The following is an 18,040-nucleotide window of genomic DNA, read 5'->3' on the forward strand; positions in this document are numbered from 1 at the left end:
GCCCGCGCGGCCTTGGTCCTTGTCGGTGCCGCCGTCAGGCCGCCAGCACCTCCAGACGCGACAGCTTCTCGTGGCGGAACGCCCCCCACAGCGCGGCACCGATGGCGCCGGCATAGATCGCGTCCGGGTGGCTCGCCGCCACCAGGCTGACCTTCTCTTGCGCCAGCGCCTCGCCAAGCGCATCGACCAGCCCGACGTCGAGCGCGAGCCCGCCGGTCATCTGCACCATGCCGTCGCGCGCGCCGATCGACTTCAGCAGCTTGGCCAGCCGCGCCGCCATCGAGACGTGGATGCCCTTGAGGATGTTCGAGGCCGAAATGCCGCGCGAAACCATGTTGATGACGTCGGTTTCCGCCAGCACGGCGCAGATCGACGACACCTTCTCCGGATTGTCGGCAGCTTGCGACAGCGTGCCGATCTCGTCCTGGGCGATGCCGAGATAGCGCGCGATGTTCTCCAGGAACTGGCCGGAGCCCGAGGCGCACTGGCTGGTCATCTTGTAGCTCAGCACTTTGCCGCTGCCGTCGACCTTGATCGCCCGACCGTTGAGCGCGCCGATGTCCAGCACGGCGCGCGCATCGGGATTGAGGAACACCGCGCCGCGGCCGTGCGTGGTCATCGAATAGAAATGGCCGGTGGCGAAGCGCAGCGCCTCGGCGTCGCCGGTGGAGGCGGCGTAGGCGACCTCCGACCGGGCAAGCCCCGCCCGCTTCAGCATCGCGTCATAGATCTCGTCCGCGAGCTGGAACGGATCGCGATTGCGGATGCGGGCGGTCTCCTTGTCGAGCCACTCGACATGGTCGCCGTTCACCCGAAACAGCACCGTCTTGACGCAGCCCGAGCCGATGTCGATTCCGGCCGTGACGATCTCGGTCATCTCACCTCCTCACAATCCCAAGCTCGGCGAAGCCGTTCCATCACCCGCTCCTCTCACTCCCGCGCGCAACGCGCGTGGCGGGAGGGGTCAGGGGGGGGGGAACGCCTCGCCGAAATGAACCGCCCTCAATTCACCACCGCGCGCACCGCGAAGGTGGCGGCACCCAGGGCGCCGGTGTAGATCGAGTCCGGATTGATGTTGATCTCGACGTCGCCGTAGTTCTCCTTGATCAGCTTGCGCAACTCGCGCACCGCCGCCTCGTTCTTGGCGACGCCGCCGGTGAAGGTGAACTGGTCCTTGACGCCGCCGGCACGCGACAGGATCGACATGGCGCGCAGGATGATGGCGCGGTGCAGGCCGGCCAGGATGTCCTCGCGCTTCTCGCCGAGCGCCAGGCGGTCGCGCAGCTCGGCGCCGGCGAACACCGTGCAGGTCGAGTTGATCCGCACCTGCTTGGTCGAGGCCATCGCCAGCGGCCCCAGCTCGTGCAGGCCCATGTTCATCTCGTCGGCGATGTAGCCGAGATAACGGCCGCAGCCGGCGGCGCAGCGGTCGTTCATCTGGAAATTCTCGACGATGCCGGCGGCATCGACCTGGATGCCCTTGGTGTCCTGGCCGCCGATGTCGAGCACGGTTCGCGTGCCGGGATACATCATGTGGGCACCGAGCCCGTGGCACAGGATCTCCGAGCGGATGTGCTCCTTGGGGAACGGCAGGCGCACCCGGCCATAGCCGGTGCCGACGACGTAGGTTTCCTCCAGCGGAATGGCCAGCGCCGCGCGCACCGGCTCGGCGATCGCGCCGGCATCCATGGTGCCCTTCTCCAGCGCCCGGATGAACTTGCCCTCCATGTCGCCGGCCGGCGGACGGTTCTCCACCTCGAGGATCGATTTGTCGTAGACGTTGAGGATGACGTCGAAGCCGAGCCCCGCCTCGCGGCACACCGTCTCGCCGACATGCATGAAGTCCGAGCCGGCGAGATCGCGGAAGAAGTCGGACTTTCGCCGCGCTCCCGGTATGAACAGCGCCGCCGATTGCGCCCGCAGCCGCCGGAACGTCTCCTCCAGCACGTCGACCACCGCCCGCTCGCGGCCGGCAAAGCGCGGCCCCTTGATGTTGGCGATCGCGGTGCGCTCCAGATCCTCCAGTTGCTCCAGGAATTGGATATGGCGGAAATTGCGCTCGAGGTCGGCGAGGATGGTGTCGACCTCGCCCGCCACCGACGGCACCGAAGCCAACGCGCGGCGGAACAGCGTGAGGCGGGTGTCGATCAGCGCCTCCTGCTTGGAGACGGCGGCCGCCGTGTCGTAGTTGGAGCGCGAATTGGTGATGCCGCGCCCGAGCACGTCGAGATTCTCATCCATCACCACCGCCTTGGTGGTGGTCGAGCCGAGGTCGATGCCGATGAAGCAGCGCATGAAGCCCTCCTCTCACGCCGCGCGGGCAGCGCCGCGGCGCTTCTGCTCGATCATCTGGAAATAGCTCTCCAGGCGGTTCTTGACGTTGGCCGCCGAGAAGTAGCGCGGGTCGACGAGGTCGGTCTCGATGAAGGCGCCGGGCTTGCTGGTTCGCCGTTCGACCTCCTTCATGATCATCAACTGGCCGGCCGAGAAGCTGTTGCAGCTCTTGATCGAGTTGATCAGCAATCCGTCGGCCTGATAGTCCTCGACGTATTTCGTCAGGATGTCGACGCGCGTGGGCAGGTTGCGGTTGGTGTAGCAACCCAGGCAATAGTCGGCGAGGCTCTCCAGCGGATGGTCCGGATCGTGGCGGAAGCCGAGGTCGTACATGCCGCCGACCTTGGTGTAACTTGAGGCCACCACCACCGCGCCCTCGTCATAGAACATCTTCCAGAAGTCGCGGAAGCTGGTCCAGTTGGGCGGGCCCTCCACCACCAGCCGGTATTTCTGGTCGGAGAAATTCGAGCCATCCGGCGTCACCGGGCCAACGCCGGCATCGATGCGCGCCTGCACCTCCTTTCGCAGCGCCTGGTAATAGGCGATGGCCTCGGGCGTGCCGCGGAAGGCGGTGAAGATCGGGCCGATGTAATAGACGCCGCCGAAATAGGCGTCGATCGGGGACGGCGTGCGCTTGCCCTGCTCCAGCACCCAAACCAGATCGTCCTCGGCCTTCGCCGAGTTGCGCAGCGCCTCGCGCAGCCGGTCGATGTCGAACTTGACGCCGGAGACCTGCTCAAGGCCGGGAATAATCACCTCCTTGAGCTGGCTCACGATGTAGTCGCGCATGTTCTTGGTCGAGTGTCCGTCGCCCTCGTAGGGCACGTGCAGCATCAGCGTCGGGCACTTGTACTCTTCGCGCAGTAGCTCGAACCACTTCATGAAGGTGTAGCAACCGGTGTAGGACAACAGCAGCACGTCCGGATCCGGAAACGGCTTGCCGTTGGGCGCAATGTTGCCCTTGCCCATCATGCCGATATCGGCCTTCACATAGGTGCAGACGTCCTCGGAATGGCCGGACTTCTCGGCTTCCAGGATGTAGTCGCCCGACAGCTTGCGCATGCCGTTCTGGATGGCGTTGATCTCCGGCAGATTGTTGAGGATGCCGAACGACGCCAGCAGCTCATTGAGGTTGCCCGGCACGAAGGTCGACGACACCTTGCGTCCGCTTTGGTGCTTGGAGGTGATGGCGTCGTAGTTCTTCGCGATCATCTCCTTCTGCAGGAGCATCGACGGTTCCTTGACGGCCTCGCTCATGTCTCAGCTCCACAGCTTGAGTGAATCGGCAAACGTGCCGGCCTGCTCGCGGATCGGCTGCATCTGACCGGAGTTCTCGGCGTACTTGAAGGCGATGTGGGGAATGCCGGCCTCGGTGAGACGGCGGCAGATCATCGGCCGGTCGAGCAGCGCAGGATCGCAGAAGCTCGGCGTGGCGTAGATCACGCCCTCGGCGCGCGCCTTCTTCACCTGCTCGATGTGGAACTTGCCCTTGTCCTCCTCGCGCGGCACGTACTTGCAGGAGGTCTCGACCGAGGTCTCGATATAGGCGCGTGCCAGCGCGGCGATCGGATCGCCCTCGACCGGCACGTCCTCGGTGAGGAAGCGGTTCACCAGGGCGTAGTCGTCCTCGACCACGTAGCAGCCGGCCATCTCCACCGACTTGATCAGGTTCAGCGGCGGCTGCTCGCAGAACGAGCCGTAGACCGCGATACGGACATTGTCGCGCTTGGGCCGGTCCTCCGCCTCGGCGGCGGCGAGATAGGCGGAAAGCAGCCGATTGTGCTCCTCGACCTCCATCATCAGGCCGGCGCGCATCAAGAGGTAGACTTCCGAGGTCGGCGCCTTCCACGGCGTGCGGGCCCGGAAGTCGTACACCGCGCGCACCAGCCGCCGATTGTCGTTGTAGAGCGCGATCGAGCGGCGGATGTCGTCGTCCGAAATGGTGCGGCCGGTGAGCGCTTGCAGCCCTTCTCGCAGCTCCTGCAGCTCGGCGGCGTAGTAGCGGCCGCCGATCTCGGGATCGAAGTTCTGCGGCGTATCGAAGAACTTCGACCACACGTTCGGGAACATGATCTTCCACATGCCCGAGAGGTTGCGGATGACGTCGCACACGAACGGAAAGATCATGCCGTCGACGAAATCCAGCCGCCCGGTGACGCCGAGCTCGACGGTCGAGCGCGGGATGCGGCAGATGTAGCTCTGGTAATAGGCGTCGCCGTGGATCACCTCCATGCGGTCGCCGCCGCCGAACAGGCCGAGCGGCAGGCAGCCCGCCGCGTGGATCAGCTCCAGCGGCGCGTAGACCGGCAGGAAGCCGACCACCTTGCGCCCCGGCACCGCGTTCTTCCAGGCGCGGGCGGCGGTGAAATTGAGGTCGTCGAACAGCGCCTGGCAGTGGGCGATGATCTCGGCGGTGGAGGTCGGCGCAGTCGCCGTATCAACGATCGCGTTCATCGCTCAACGGGCCTCCCATTTGGCCGGACGCTTTTCCAAGAAGGCGACGAGACCCTCGACGGCATCGTGGCTGGACATCAGCTCGTCGAGATAGAGCCGCTCGACCGCGGCGAGTTTCGCCGTCACCCGCTCAACGAAATCGAACCGCGCCGCGCGCACGGCGAAGCGCAGCGAGGACGGGCTGAGGGGTTTCAGCGCGCGGTCGAACCAGTCGAGCGCCGCCTGTTCGGGATCGTCCGACACGGCGTGGACGAGGCCGATGCGCCACGCCTCCTCGGCCCCGATCGGCTGGCCGGACACCAGAATCGCCTCGGCTGCGCCGCGGGCGATGCGCTCGGGCAGGATGCAGGATGCCGGCGGCGCGAACACGCCAAGCTGGATCTCGGGCTGGCCGAATTTCGCGTCCGGCGCGGCGAAGATCAGGTTGCCGGCGATCGCTACCTCCATGCCGCCGCCGAGGCACTGGCCGCGCACGGCCGCCAGCACCGGCACCGGCGACGAGACCAGGCGCACGACCAGCGCATTGAAGCCCTTCAGCATCGCCTCGAACTGGCCCGGCAGGTGCTCCTGCACGCTGGCACCGAAGCTGAAGTGCGGACCCTCATGGTCGATCAGCACCGCCTTCAGGCGGGCATCGCCGAGGTTCTCCGCCAACGCGGCGTCGAGTGCTGCGATCATCGCGGCATCGACGATGTTGGCCTTCGGCCGCGCCAGCCGCAGCCGCAGCAGGGCGCCGTCGCGGTCGTGCCAGACCTTCAGCGGCTCATCGCTCATCGTGCCGCCCTCGCCTTGGGCAGCAGGCTTTCGGTGAGGTCGTCGGTCCACGGCGTGCCGGCGGCGAGCGCCTGGCGCAGCGCGACGAAATCGATCTCGCGATCCTCCTTGGTGCCCTCGTTGAAGGCGCGGAAGCCGGCGCGCGCCTCGGTCATCATGTTGAGCGCCAGCCAGGCGCGGCTGTTCTCCTTGTTGGCATTCCAGGCGTCGATCTTGGGCTTGCGCAGTTCCTCGATGGTCTTGGTGAAGCAGTCGGGGAAGGTGAGCAGGATCTTGGCGCACAGCTCCTCGACCTTGGCGTCGAGCAGCGACAGATCGACGGCGCCCTTCTTCAGCACCTCCTTGGCGGCGGCCAGCTCGGCCCCGGTCTTCGGCTCGCCATGGACGATGCGGCCGTAGGCGTCGAGCCAGCGGTCGGTGATCACCAGCGGATTGGCGACGAATTCGCCATCGACCTTCAGCGCCGGCACGATGTCGGTGATCATGCCGAAGCGATAGGCCTTGTGCGCCGACCACGGCTCGCACAGCGAGCCCGACACCATGGCCATCTCGCAGCCGATCATCACCGGCAGGAAATCGGTGGCGCCGCCGATCGGTGCCGAGCCGTGCTTGGGGCCAGCCTGGCCGAAGCGCGCCATGTCCTGCGCGACGGTGAAGTCGCAGGCCATGCCGATCTCCTGCCCGCCGCCGATGCGCATGCCGTTGACGCGACAGATCACCGGCTTGTCGCAGCCGAGGATGGCCGACACCATGTCGTTGAACAGCCGCATGTACTGCCGGTATTCCTGGGGATTTCCGGCGTAGTATTCGGCGTATTCCTTGGTGTTGCCGCCGGTGCAGAACGCCTTGTCGCCGGCACCGGTGAACACCACCGCCACCACATCGCGGGCGTTGGAGGCGTTGCGGAAGGCGGAGATGGTGCCCTTCACCATCTCGGTGGTGTAGGAGTTGAACTGCGCCGGATTGTCGAGGGTGATCCAGGCATTGAACAGCCCCGGCACCACCTTGCCGTCCGGCGTTCTGGCCGGGCGCTTCTCGTAGATCACGCCGGGCGCGTCGATGTCGGCGACGAGGTCGTGGTTCTTGAGTTCGAGCGGCGCGATGCTGTCGCGGGCGGCGCTGGTTACGGGCATGTCTTCCCCCTCGTTCGTCTTGATGGCGTTACGGCATCAAAATGGCGCGCCGCGTCAGCTTGTGAGCGTGGGCGTCGGCGAACACCTGGTTGATGGCGTCGAGCGGGCGGCGTTCGATGAAGGCGGCAAGCTCGATCCTGCGGTCGAGCACCAGATCGAGCGCGCCGGGATAGAGTTCCGGCGGACAGCCCCAATTGCCGAGAGCCGAGGCGTGGAACGCCATCAGGTTCGACAGCCGCACCTCGACCTTGTCCATGGTGAAGCCGACCACCGCCAGCGTGGCGCCGTGCACCAGCAGGTTCCAGGCGGTGCCCTGCCCGGCCGCGGTGCCGGAGCATTCGAAGATCGCCCATTCGCGCGTCGAAAGCCCGCGCTCCTTGGCGAAGGCGACGATGTCCTTCTTGAGGGTCTTCGGGTCCGCCTCGCGGGCATTGATGGTCTTGGCGGCACCGAACCGGCTGATGGCGTCGAGCTTCGCCGGGTCGACGTCGATCGCCACCACGGTGCCGCCGAACGCCGCGGCGACCTGCACGCAATAGCCGCCGACGCCGCCGGTGCCGATGACGATGCACAGCGTGCCCGGGCGGACGCCCGCCTGCACCACCGCCTGATAGGGCGTGGTGACGGCGTCGGCGACCACCGAGACGTCGGCAAGCTCCAGGCCGGCGGCGGCAAGCCGCGCCTCGTCCACCGGGCACAGGCCTTTTTCCGGCACCACGATGTGGCTGGCGAAACCGCCGTCGATGTCGTTGCCCGGCATCATTTGCGCAGCACAGATGGTGCCCTTGCCGCGCTTGCAGAGATCGCATTCCCCGCACGGGATCACCGCTGGGACGATGACCGCCCGGTCGAGCCAGGATTCCGCCCCGGCGCCGGCCTGGACCACGCGGCCGCTGATCTCGTGGCCGAGCGTCAGCGGCAGCGCATGATTGGTGCGCACGCCGTCATAGTAGAAGCCGAGGTCGGTGTGGCAGACGCCGCAGCCTGCGACCTCCACCACCACCTGCCCGGCTGCCGGCGCGGCCAACGCCAGGGCCTCCCGCACCATGGGTTCGCCTGCGGCTGTCATCACCCATCGATAGGGTGCCTTGGACATGTCTCTTCCCCCGGTCTTCCCAAGCCGACGGCGTCGAGGCCGCAGCGTTATTATTGCATTAGCGTACCATAATGCGCCTTTGTCAAGACGGCCTTCTTGCGCGATAAATCGGCCCTTGGTCGCCTTGACGGACCAGTGCGGCCATGGCACGGGTAAATGTATTTTCGTACTATAATGCGCAATTAACCGACCGGGAGAACAGTCGATGTCCGCCGACCAAAGCCGCTTCCTGTGGGACGATCCCCTGCTGTTCGACGACTGCCTGAGCGAGGACGAGCGGCTGGTGCGCGACAGCGCCCGCGACTACTGCCAGGACAGGCTGATGCCACGCATTCTCGCCGCCAACCGGCACGAGACCTTCGACCGCGAGGTAATGACCGAGATGGGCGCGCTCGGCTTCCTCGGGCCGACCCTGAGCGAGGAGTATGGCGGCGCCGGCACCAATTACGTCAGCTACGGCCTGATCGCGCGTGAGGTCGAGCGGGTCGATTCGGGCTACCGCTCGGCGATGAGCGTGCAGTCATCCTTGGTGATGTACCCGATCGATGCCTACGGCTCGGAGGCGCAGCGGCGGAAATACCTGCCAATGCTTGCCAGCGGCGAGTGGATCGGCTGCTTCGGCCTCACCGAGCCCGACGCCGGCTCCGATCCCGGCGGCATGCGCACCCGCGCCCGCAAGACCGATGGCGGCTGGCTGCTCAACGGCACCAAGATGTGGATCACCAATTCGCCGATCGCCGACGTGTTCGTGGTGTGGGCGAAGGATGACGGCGGCGTCATCCGCGGCTTCATCCTCGACAAGGGCATGAAGGGGCTGTCGGCGCCCAAGATCGAGGGCAAGTTCTCGCTGCGCGCCTCGGCCACCGGCGAGATCGTGATGGACCAGGTGTTCGTGCCCGACGACAATCTCCTGCCCAACGTCACCGGCCTCAAGGGCCCGTTCGGCTGTCTCAACCGCGCCCGCTTCGGCATCGCCTGGGGCGTGCTCGGCGCCGCCGAGTTCTGCTTCCACGCCGCGCGGCAATACACCCTCGACCGCAAGCAGTTCGGCCGGCCTCTGGCCGCCAATCAGCTCATCCAGCTCAAGCTCGCCAACATGCAGACCGAGATCACGCTCGGGCTCACCGCCTGCCTCAGGCTCGGGCGGCTGTTCGACGAAGGCAAGATGGCGCCGGAGATGATCTCGCTGCTCAAGCGCAACAATTGCGGCAAGGCGCTGGAGATCGCCCGCATCGCGCGCGACATGCACGGCGGCAACGGCATCTCGGACGAGTTCCATGTCATCCGCCACGCCATGAACCTGGAGGCGGTCAACACCTATGAGGGCACGCACGACGTGCACGCCTTGATCCTGGGGCGGGCAATCGCCGGGCTCAGCGCCTTCGCCGGATGATGCGAGGTCCGGCCTCAGGGCCGGAATGCGCGCGATCTTCGGGGCACCCGGCGCCCCGTCGTCGCGCCGGGTTGCACCAGAGATGGCGGCGCGATCAGCGGTTCCGTCTCACGGAAAAACAACGGATCGGAAACAAATCGTCTCATATGAGACGTGAGACGCGTCTCACGTTCCGCGTCCGTTCTCCACCAACAACATTTAAGTCTTTGATTTTATTGGTGGGCGCACAAGGACTCGAACCTTGGACCCGCTGATTAAGAGTCAGCTGCTCTACCAACTGAGCTATGCGCCCGCTGGGAAACGGCTCTCGTTTCCTGCGAATGACGCGTTGGTAACAGAGCGAAGGTGGGGTGTCCAGCCCACCAATGCGCCTCGCCTGCAAAGCCTGGGGAGAGGTTCGAACTTCACCACGGCAGCGGCGAACCGGGCGGGTCCAGACCACCCTCATTCTAGCGGGCCCGTACCTGCCGTCGAGCGCGCGATCCGCCCGTCGCGCGACCGGCCGGGGACTTTGTCGAGACGGTCGGGGGCGCGACACCGGCACGGCGGGTTCCCTTCCCCTCGCCGCCTTGCGGCTCGGCCGGGAACGACGGCGCGGCAGGAATGCCGCGTCGCACCTATTCCGCCCTCAGCAACGACTTCATCCGATGTGAATTCATGACCCAACGCTGGTCTCACATCCTGAACACGCCGAACCTTGTCTCCGGCACCGGGGCGTTCAGCGCGGCGGAGAAGGCCAGCGCCAGCACCCGGCGGGTTTCGGAAGGCGCGATGATGCCGTCGTCCCACAGCCGCGCGGTGGCGAAGTACGGGCTACCCTCGGCCTCGTACTTGGCGCGGATCGGCGCCTTGAACGCCTCCTCGTCCTCGGCCGACCAGGCCGCGCCCGCGGCCTCGATATTGTCGCGCTTGACGGTGGCGAGCACGGTCGCCGCCTGCTCGCCGCCCATCACCGAGATGCGCGAGTTCGGCCAGGAGAACAGGAAGCGCGGCGAGTAGGCCCGCCCGCACATGCCGTAATTGCCGGCGCCGTGCGAGCCGCCGACGATCACCGTGATCTTCGGCACGCTCGCGCAGGCCACCGCGGTGACCATCTTGGCGCCGTCCTTGGCGATGCCGCCGGCCTCGTAGTCGCGCCCCACCATGAAGCCGGTGATGTTCTGCAAGAACAGCAGCGGCACCCGGCGCTGGCAGCACAGCTCGACGAAGTGCGCCGCCTTCAGCGCGCTCTCCGAATAGAGGATGCCGTTGTTGGCGACGATGCCGACCGGGATCCCGTGGATGTGGGCGAAGCCGGTGACCAGCGTGGTGCCGTAGAGCCGCTTGAACTCGTCGAACTCGGAGGCGTCGACGAGGCGGGCGATCACCTCGCGGATGTCGTATTGCCGGCGGTTGTCGGCCGGCACGATGCCGTCGAGCTCGGCCTCGTCATAGGCGGGCGGGCGCGGCTCGCGCAGCGCAATGTCGATGATTTTGCGGGTGTTGAGGTTGCCGACGATGCGCCGGCAGATGGCCAGCGCGTGGGTGTCGTCGGCGGCGTAATGGTCGGCGACGCCGGAGTGGCGGGCGTGGACGTCGGCGCCGCCGAGATCCTCGGCCGACACCACCTCGCCGGTCGCGGCCTTCACCAGCGGCGGGCCACCGAGGAAGATGGTGCCCTGGCGGCGCACGATGACGGTCTCGTCCGACATCGCCGGCACATAGGCGCCGCCGGCGGTGCACGAGCCCATCACCACCGCGACCTGGGCGATGCCGGCCGCCGACAGATTGGCCTGGTTGAAGAAGATGCGGCCGAAATGCTCGCGGTCGGGAAATACCTCGGTCTGGTGCGGCAGGTTGGCGCCGCCCGAATCGACCAGATAGACGCAGGGCAGCCGGTTCTCGCGCGCGATCTCCTGGGCGCGCAGGTGCTTCTTCACCGTCATCGGGTAGTAGCTGCCGCCCTTGATGGTGGCGTCGTTGCAGACGATGACGCACTCGCGGCCCTCAATGCGGCCGATGCCGGTGATGACGCCCGCGCCGTGCACGTCGCCCTCGTACATGCCGAAGGCGGCGAGCGGCGCGAGGTCGAGGAACGGCGTGCCGGGGTCGATGAGGCGCATCACCCGCTCGCGGGGAAGCAGCTTGCCGCGGGCGACGTGGCGCTCGCGCGTCTTGGCGTTGCCGCCCAGCGCCGCCTCGGCGCGTCGCGCCTTCAGCTCCGCAACCAGCGCCGCCATGGCGACGCGATTTTCCGCAAACACCGGCGCACCGGTGTCGATGCTCGACGCAATGACCGCCAAGGTCGTCTCCCGTTTCAGCCCGGCACTTTTTGCGGCCGGTTCCCCCTATCTATGACGCAAGCGCGGGGACGGCGGAAGCTGACCGTTGGTTCAGGATGCAACCAATTGGGAGGTTCGGCCGGGCGCGCCCTGCCTGCCGTCAGAGAAAATGACTGTCGAAACAAAGGCGTGGAGGGCAAGACCGGAGCCCGGCCGCAAACACGGCGGATCAGGTCAGATGTCCCGGCGATGGAGCTAGATCAATTTCTCGACCAATACTCGTAAACCTTGTTCAATTCCTTGGCAAAGAACACCTGCTTCTCGGATACGTCGTACCCGAGAGTTGCCGCAAAATCGAAAAACCCGTCACCCGGCCGTCCATCCGATTTGGCGACGACGACCACAGATAGCATGCCACGATCTTTTTCGCTTTCCTCCCTTGAAATATCACAAAGTAATTTATAAAATCTCCCGTCTATATGTGAAATATTGACTGCTGTTATCTTCTTGCATATACATCCATAAGTTATCACGCTACGGCGTTTTGCAGCCAATATCATCTCATTTCGCGCCTCTTCTTTTGCCTCACTCCAATCAACATCAGTATAGTCGCTAAGTTGCATCTGTCCCTCCCCTCAACTCATGCGCTTGACCTCGGGCCAGTCGATCTCGCTGCGCGAGACCACCCAGGTCTCCTTCAGCGCCTGGGCCTTCCAGGCCTTGAAGGCCGGCAGGCTTTCCACCGCCTCCATGTAGCGGGCGGCCGTATCATCCACCGCCACGTCATAGGTGCGGAACCGCGTCACCACCGGGGCGAACATGGCGTCGGCGATGCCGAACGCGCCGAACAGGAACGGCCCGCCGGCGCCGAACCGCTCCCGGCACTCCCGCCAGATGGCCAGGATGCGCTCGACATTGGCCGCCGCCTCCGGCGTCAGCGCCCGCGACTCGATCGGCCGCCACAGGTTCATCGGCAGCAGCTTGCGCAGGGCGGAAAAGCCGGCATGCATCTCCGCCGAAACCGCGCGCGCCACGGCCCGCGCCGCCGGGTCGACCGGCCACAGCGCGCGGTCGGGGAACCGCTCGGCGAGGTATTCGAGAATCGCCAGCGACTCCCACACCCGGATGTCGCCGTCGATCAGGCAGGGCACCTTGCCGGTGGGTGAATGGCGGGCGATTTCGGCCTTGGTGTCAGGCTGGTCGAGCGGGATCACCGTCTCCTCGAACGGGATGCCGGCCACCGTCAGCGCCACCCAGGGCCGCATCGACCAGGACGAGTAGTTCTTGTTGCCGATCACAAGGCGCAGCATTCCGCTCAGGCTCCGATGGCACGTCCTGCCGCGGAAGCTGCCATGGCCGAGGCATCCGCACAATTGCCCGTATCGATTCGCGCCCGGATCGACCCGCGCCCGCACGGACTGGCGCCGGCGGGCCGGCCGATCGTCGAGTTGCCGGCGGCCCGGGGGCTGCCTACCATGCCGGCCCTTTTCAACGCGGGCTTGGCGGCATGGGCGATTTCACGTTTCTCGACCTTGCGGCGTTCGCCACCTTCGTTTTCACCTGGGCCGGCTATCACGCGGTGCTGGAGTGGAGCCCGTTCGCGGCGCGCAATCTCAACCACATCATGGAGCGCTACCGCCACGCCTGGATGCACCAGATGCTGGCCCGCGACGTGCGCATCGTCGACACCCAGATCATGGCCTCGGTGCAGAACGGCAGCGCGTTCTTCGCCTCCAGCTCGCTGTTTGCCATCGGCGGCGCGCTGGCGCTGTTGCGCGCCAGCGACGACGCCATGCGGCTGATGGAGGGGCTGCCCTTCAACATCCAGACCACGCGGGGGGTGTGGGAGCTCAAGGTGCTCGGCTTGACGGTGATGTTCGTCTACGCGTTCTTCAAGTTCGCGTGGTCGTACCGGCTGTTCAACTACGCCGCCATCGTGATGGGCTCGGTGCCAGCCGCCGAATTCAAGGAAGACCCGGCGGCGATCGCCATCGCCAACCGCGCGGCCAAGCTGCACGCGCTCGCCGGCCGGCATTTCAACCGCGGCCAGCGGGCGCTGTTCTTCGCGCTCGGCTATCTCGGCTGGTTCATCAGCGCCTGGGCGCTGCTCGCCACCACCCTCGCCGTGCTGGTGGTGATGCTGCGCCGGCAATATGGCAAGGAGTTCCAGAGACTGTTCGAAGGCGATCCGATCGCGTTCAAATGATTGCGGCCGTCAGGCGAGGCCCGCTCTCACGCGACACCTGCCCTCATGCGATGCTTGCCTTTACGCGTTACTGCGCCTTCACGCGATACTTGCCATGGCCGCCAGCACCGCGAAGGCCAGGGCGGCGCCGCTGGTCCAGGCCACCATCTGCCAGCCTTCGCTGGTGTCTTCGGTGTCGTCTCTCGGAGTGCTCGTGGACCAGCGCATCGCCCGCTCCTCGATCATCTGCAATAGGAAATGGCGGCCCGCCAGACCGGACCGTCGATGAAACCGTGTCCTTGCGTCGATCGTCCGATTGCACAGGTCAAACGCCCGTGGTTTCACCCGGTTCCGTTCGTCAAGAAAGTTAAAGCCCGGATATGACAAACACCGATGACGCCGCCGTTGCCCATGCCATCCTGGATCTCGCCGCGGCGCGCGGCGGCGGCACGCTGTGCCCGACCGAGGCGGCGCGCGCGGCCAGCGGCACGGCGGACTGGCACCATCTGATGCCGCTGGTGCGGCGGGTGGCGGTGCGGCTGGCGCTGGAGGGGCGGATCGTCATCACCCGCAAGGGCAAGCCGGTGGACCCGACCGACTTCAAAGGCGTCTACCGGCTCGGCCTGCCGCGCAACGATTGAGGTTACAGGCCCGTCACGGCGCCGGGAACAACTCGCTGGAGCGCCCGCTGGCGTAATAGGCGGCGAGGCCGATCCATTCCCGGCTCGCCAGATCGAACCGGCGCAGGCCGTCCGAGGCGAAAAAGAATGGCCACAGCAGGCCCTGCCCCGGCGTGCGGAAATCGACCGGATAGGCCTCGACCGGGAAACCCGCCGCCCGGAAGCAGCCGATCGAGCGCGGCATGTGCCATGCCGAGGTGACCAGAAGCCAGCGCTCGCCGGGCTTGGGCGCCGCCAGTTCCTTCGAGAACACGGCGTTCTCGGTGGTGTTGCGGGAGCGGTCCTCGACCTCGATCCGCTCGGGCGCAAGCCCCATGCGCGCGAAGAAGGCGCGCGCCGCGTCCGCCTCGGTATGGCCCTGCTTGAGCACCTTGCCCTCGCCGCCCGAGAACAGGATGCGGGCGTTCGGGTAGGTGCGCGCCAGGGCCACCGCCTCGGTCATGCGCTCGCCAGCCTCATTGAGCGCCAGTTCGCCGCGCGCCCCAAAGACGGTGGCGTCGATCGCCCCGCCGAGCACGACGATGCCATCCGGTGCGCCGTTGCCGGCATCCCAGCGCGGAAAGCGCTGCTCCAGCGGCGCCATCAGCAAATTGGCGGCCGGCGATAGCCCGCAGATCACCAGAAGGACCGCGGCGAGCCCCGTCAGCTGCCGGCCGAACCGCCAGCGCAGCGTGACGACGCCGACCAGCAGCAGCACGAGCAGGCCGTTGGTTGGCGTCGCGAGGAAGCCCAGCGTCTTCGAGATGTAGAAGAACACGTCCATGCGGGTGGGCGCCTCAGGCCGGCGCGAGGCCGAGCCGCGCGTCGCGCCGGCGCAGCCAGGCGACCACCGGCACGGCCAGCGCGATCATCCACGCCTTGCCCACCACTTGGCCGCCGAGGAACTCCAGCGAGCCGAAGGCGAGATAGAGGAACACGATGGAATCGACCACCAGGCCGACGACGCCGGAGGCGACCACGGCAGCGACGAAGCGGCGCCGCTGCAGCGGGGTGTAGACGGCGAGGTCGGCGAACTCCGACACCAGGAACGCCGCCGCCGAGGCCAGCACCAGCGAGGGCGGCGCCACCGCCGCCGACAGCGCGGCACCGATCAGGATCGCCACCGCCGCGGCCCCTGCCCCGAGCCGGCGCTGCACCAGATCGCGCAGCACCAGCGCCACGCCGATCATCAGCACGCCGGAGGGCGCGGTGAGGCTTGGCCCCACCGGCACGAGGCACGGCCCGTTCGGCACGCACACCGTGCCGACATTGCCCACCATCCAGTTGGCGAGCGGAATGGTCAGCACGAACAGGGCGAAGAACGCGGCGCCTTCGGCGCGCCGGCGGGTGTCGTTCAGCATCCGTCTTCCTTTCGAAACCGCGCCCAGCCTTCGGCACGCAGCCGGCAGGCGGGACACGCGCCGCAGCCATAGCCCCAGGGGTGGCGGAGCGTGCGGTCGCCGACATAGCAGGTGTGGGTCTCCTCGACCACGAGATCAAGGAATTGTGGACCGGCGATGGCCAGGGCCAGGGCGAAGGTGGCGGCCTTGTCGATCCACATCAGCGGCGTGTGGATGGTCACCCGCCGGTCGAGGCCGAGCGACAGCGCCACCTGCATCGCCTTGATGGTGTCGTCGCGGCAATCCGGATAGCCGGAATAATCGGTCTCGCACATGCCGGCGACGATGTGGCGGATGCCGCGACGGTAGGCCAGCGCCGCGGCGAAGCCGAGGAAGATCAGATTGCGGCCCGGCACGAAGGTCGTCGGCAGCCCGCTCTCGGCCATGGCGATGGCGGCGTCGCGCGTCAGCGCGGTCTCCGAGATCTGGCCGAGCACGCCCAGGTCGATGACGTGGTCCTCGCCGAGCCGGCCGATCCAGGCCGGCTTGAGGCCCTCGATTCCCGCCCGGATGCGCCCGCGCACCTCCAGCTCGACGCGGTGGCGCTGGCCATAGTCGAAGCCCACCGTCTCGACGCGGTCGAACCGGTCGAGCGCCCAGCCGAGGCAGGTGGTGGAATCCTGGCCGCCGGAGAGCAGCACCAGCGCGGAAAGGTCGGGGGAGGTCATGGCGGGTGATTAACACGGGAGGGCGAAGGCGCACACCCCTGCCCTTGACCTTACGACATCCGGCGACCGGGGTGCGGTGCTGGGACAATGGAACGCCCCGCCCTGCCAAAGGCCCCGGCTCTCCGCTCCGCTTCGGCCGGGGCACGAGTATCACCGAAATGCTCTGTCGTCCTGAGCGCGTATCAAGAAGATACTCTGCCGTCGCGGGGAGGCATCAAGAAGATGCGATGTCGTCCCGGGCGAGCGTCAGCGAGACCCGGGACCGTTTTCAGGAAGAGATGCCTTTTCTTGCTGACGATCCCGGGTCGCGGGCCTTCGGACCTTGCCCGGGATGACAGGTCACCCGGTTTTGTCAGGCTGTCTTGTTGTCAGGTTGTCTTGGCGAACAGTTCGCGGCCGATCAGCATGCGGCGGATCTCGGACGTGCCGGCGCCGATCTCGTAGAGCTTGGCGTCGCGCAGCAGCCGCCCGGCCGGATACTCGTTGATGTAACCGTTACCGCCGAGAAGCTGGATGGCATCCAGCGCGGTCTGCGTCGCCAGTTCGGCGGCATAGAGGATGGCGCCGGCCGCGTCCTCGCGGGTGGTGCGGCCACGGTCGCAGGCCTTGGCCACGGCATAGACATAGGCCTTGGCGGCATTCATCCGCACATACATGTCGGCGACCTTGGCCTGTACGAGCTGGAAGGTGCCGATCGGCTGGCCGAACTGCTTGCGCTCGCGCACATAGGGCAGGACGAGGTCGAGCGCCGCCTGCATCAGCCCGAGCGGGCCGGCCGCCAGCACCACGCGCTCGTAGTCGAGACCGCTCATCAGCACCGCGACGCCGCGGTTGACCGTGCCGAGCACGTTTTCCTCCGGCACCTCGCAGTCCTCGAACACAAGTTCACAAGTATCCGAGCCGCGCATGCCGAGCTTGTCGAGCTTCTGGGCCGTCGAGAAGCCCTTCATCCCCTTCTCGATGATGAAGGCGGTGATGCCCTTCGGGCCGGCGGCGGGGTCGGTCTTGGCATAGACCACCAAAGTGTCGGCGCCGGGGCCGTTGGTGATCCACATCTTGTTGCCGTTGATCACATAACGGTCGCCGCGCTTCTCCGCCCGCGTCTTCATCGACACCACGTCGGAGCCGGCGCCGGGCTCGGACATCGCCAACGCTCCGAGGTGTTCGCCGGCGATAAGGCGCGGTAGATAGCGCTTCTTCTGCTCTTCGGTGGCGTTGCGGCGCAGTTGGTTGATGCAAAGGTTGGAGTGGGCGCCATAGGACAGGCCGACCGCGCCCGAGGCCCGGCTGATCTCCTCCATGGTCACCACGTGCTCGAGATAGCCGAGGCCGGTGCCGCCGAACTCCTCCTCCACGGTGATGCCGTGCAGGCCGAGCGCGCCCATCTCCGGCCACAGGTCGCGCGGGAACCGGTTTTCGCGGTCGATCTCGTCGGCGCGCGGGGCGATCCTGTCCTGGGCGAAGTCGCGGACGGTGTCGCGGATGGCGTCGGCGGTCTCCCCGAGGCCGAAATCGAACGGCGGCGGGCTGTTGGCGAGCATGAAATCCTCCCGGTTCGGCTTATGGTTGCCGCCTTTATAAAGCCGGGCGGCCCCGAAGTCAGGAGGGTCTGCGGGCGATGGCGACCCCGTCCCGACCCCTCGGGTCAGGGTCGTTCGGAGGGGTCGTCATAGAGGGGTCGTC

General features: G+C 66.7%; 18 protein-coding genes and 1 tRNA gene. 3 read left to right on the top strand and 16 right to left on the bottom strand.

Annotated features, from left to right (window positions below; genetic code table 11):
- Window positions 1–34: 34 nt before the first annotated feature.
- From bcrD to had, 7 genes are all read right to left on the bottom strand, one after another.
- On the bottom strand, window positions 35–877 hold the full coding sequence (gene bcrD / locus F1193_RS00170; RefSeq protein ID WP_150095658.1) for a benzoyl-CoA reductase subunit D: 843 nt from the start codon (window positions 875–877) through the stop codon (window positions 35–37).
- A gap of 125 nt (window positions 878–1,002) precedes the next feature.
- Window positions 1,003–2,295 (bottom strand): benzoyl-CoA reductase subunit A, encoded by a 1,293-nt coding sequence (gene bcrA, locus F1193_RS00175; RefSeq protein ID WP_150095659.1) that lies wholly within the window; start codon window positions 2,293–2,295, stop codon window positions 1,003–1,005.
- A gap of 12 nt (window positions 2,296–2,307) precedes the next feature.
- Window positions 2,308–3,591 (bottom strand): benzoyl-CoA reductase subunit B, encoded by a 1,284-nt coding sequence (gene bcrB, locus F1193_RS00180; RefSeq protein WP_150095660.1) that lies wholly within the window; start codon window positions 3,589–3,591, stop codon window positions 2,308–2,310.
- Window positions 3,592–3,594: 3 nt separating this feature from the next.
- Entirely contained in the window at window positions 3,595–4,788 is a 1,194-nt protein-coding gene (gene bcrC, locus F1193_RS00185; protein ID WP_150095661.1) for a benzoyl-CoA reductase subunit C, read from the bottom strand.
- Between the two features lie 3 nt (window positions 4,789–4,791).
- Window positions 4,792–5,562, bottom strand: coding sequence for a cyclohexa-1,5-dienecarbonyl-CoA hydratase (locus tag F1193_RS00190; RefSeq protein ID WP_150095662.1), 771 nt, complete (start codon window positions 5,560–5,562; stop codon window positions 4,792–4,794).
- The gene (gene oah, locus F1193_RS00195) at window positions 5,559–6,695 is read right to left on the bottom strand and encodes a 6-oxocyclohex-1-ene-1-carbonyl-CoA hydratase (protein WP_150095663.1); all 1,137 of its coding nucleotides are present in this window, start codon (window positions 6,693–6,695) and stop codon (window positions 5,559–5,561) included. Before oah ends, F1193_RS00190 begins: the two co-directional genes overlap by 4 nt.
- Before the next feature lie 28 nt (window positions 6,696–6,723).
- Window positions 6,724–7,791: a 6-hydroxycyclohex-1-ene-1-carbonyl-CoA dehydrogenase gene (had, locus tag F1193_RS00200; protein ID WP_150095664.1), complete on the bottom strand. Its 1,068-nt coding sequence runs from the start codon at window positions 7,789–7,791 to the stop codon at window positions 6,724–6,726.
- A gap of 205 nt (window positions 7,792–7,996) precedes the next feature.
- Between had and F1193_RS00205 the strand changes: the two genes are divergently transcribed.
- Entirely contained in the window at window positions 7,997–9,184 is a 1,188-nt protein-coding gene (locus F1193_RS00205) for an acyl-CoA dehydrogenase (protein WP_150095665.1), read from the top strand.
- 216 nt (window positions 9,185–9,400) lie between these two features.
- Here F1193_RS00205 and F1193_RS00210 read toward each other — a convergent pair.
- The 4 genes from F1193_RS00210 to F1193_RS00225 all read right to left on the bottom strand — a co-directional run bounded on the left by F1193_RS00210 (window position 9,401) and on the right by F1193_RS00225 (window position 12,755).
- Window positions 9,401–9,476 (bottom strand) — tRNA-Lys (locus F1193_RS00210).
- Window positions 9,477–9,858: 382 nt separating this feature from the next.
- The gene (locus F1193_RS00215) at window positions 9,859–11,403 is read right to left on the bottom strand and encodes a carboxyl transferase domain-containing protein (RefSeq protein WP_150095808.1); all 1,545 of its coding nucleotides are present in this window, start codon (window positions 11,401–11,403) and stop codon (window positions 9,859–9,861) included.
- 302 nt (window positions 11,404–11,705) lie between these two features.
- The gene (locus F1193_RS00220) at window positions 11,706–12,068 is read right to left on the bottom strand and encodes a hypothetical protein (protein ID WP_150095666.1); all 363 of its coding nucleotides are present in this window, start codon (window positions 12,066–12,068) and stop codon (window positions 11,706–11,708) included.
- 12 nt (window positions 12,069–12,080) lie between these two features.
- On the bottom strand, window positions 12,081–12,755 hold the full coding sequence (locus tag F1193_RS00225) for a glutathione S-transferase family protein (protein WP_150095667.1): 675 nt from the start codon (window positions 12,753–12,755) through the stop codon (window positions 12,081–12,083).
- A 197-nt stretch (window positions 12,756–12,952) separates the two neighbouring features.
- Between F1193_RS00225 and F1193_RS00230 the strand changes: the two genes are divergently transcribed.
- A complete protein-coding gene (locus F1193_RS00230) occupies window positions 12,953–13,651 on the top strand; it encodes a DUF599 domain-containing protein (RefSeq protein ID WP_150095668.1) in 699 nt (232 codons plus the stop codon).
- A gap of 78 nt (window positions 13,652–13,729) precedes the next feature.
- On the opposite strand, the gene F1193_RS17620 is transcribed toward F1193_RS00230, so the two are convergent.
- Window positions 13,730–13,858 (bottom strand): hypothetical protein, encoded by a 129-nt coding sequence (locus F1193_RS17620; RefSeq protein ID WP_281287222.1) that lies wholly within the window; start codon window positions 13,856–13,858, stop codon window positions 13,730–13,732.
- A gap of 152 nt (window positions 13,859–14,010) precedes the next feature.
- On the opposite strand from F1193_RS17620, the gene F1193_RS00235 reads away from it, so the two are divergent.
- The gene (locus F1193_RS00235) at window positions 14,011–14,271 is read left to right on the top strand and encodes a DUF3253 domain-containing protein (RefSeq protein ID WP_150095669.1); all 261 of its coding nucleotides are present in this window, start codon (window positions 14,011–14,013) and stop codon (window positions 14,269–14,271) included.
- 13 nt (window positions 14,272–14,284) lie between these two features.
- Here the strand turns inward: F1193_RS00235 and F1193_RS00240 are convergent, their stop codons facing one another.
- From F1193_RS00240 to F1193_RS00255, 4 genes are all read right to left on the bottom strand, one after another.
- A complete protein-coding gene (locus F1193_RS00240; protein WP_150095809.1) occupies window positions 14,285–15,067 on the bottom strand; it encodes a YdcF family protein in 783 nt (260 codons plus the stop codon).
- Between the two features lie 19 nt (window positions 15,068–15,086).
- Window positions 15,087–15,650, bottom strand: coding sequence for a VUT family protein (locus F1193_RS00245; protein ID WP_150095670.1), 564 nt, complete (start codon window positions 15,648–15,650; stop codon window positions 15,087–15,089).
- Window positions 15,644–16,357 carry a 7-cyano-7-deazaguanine synthase QueC gene (gene queC, locus F1193_RS00250; protein ID WP_150095671.1) on the bottom strand — a complete coding sequence of 238 codons (714 nt, stop codon included), beginning with the start codon at window positions 16,355–16,357 and terminating at the stop codon, window positions 15,644–15,646. Before queC ends, F1193_RS00245 begins: the two co-directional genes overlap by 7 nt.
- 368 nt (window positions 16,358–16,725) lie before the next feature.
- Window positions 16,726–17,898, bottom strand: a complete 1,173-nt coding sequence (locus F1193_RS00255) for an isovaleryl-CoA dehydrogenase (RefSeq protein WP_150095672.1) — start codon at window positions 17,896–17,898, stop codon at window positions 16,726–16,728.
- Window positions 17,899–18,040 lie beyond the last annotated feature (142 nt).

Origin of the sequence: Blastochloris sulfoviridis, assembly GCF_008630065.1 — a bacterium.
In the GTDB taxonomy this organism is placed as follows: domain Bacteria; phylum Pseudomonadota; class Alphaproteobacteria; order Rhizobiales; family Xanthobacteraceae; genus Blastochloris; species Blastochloris sulfoviridis.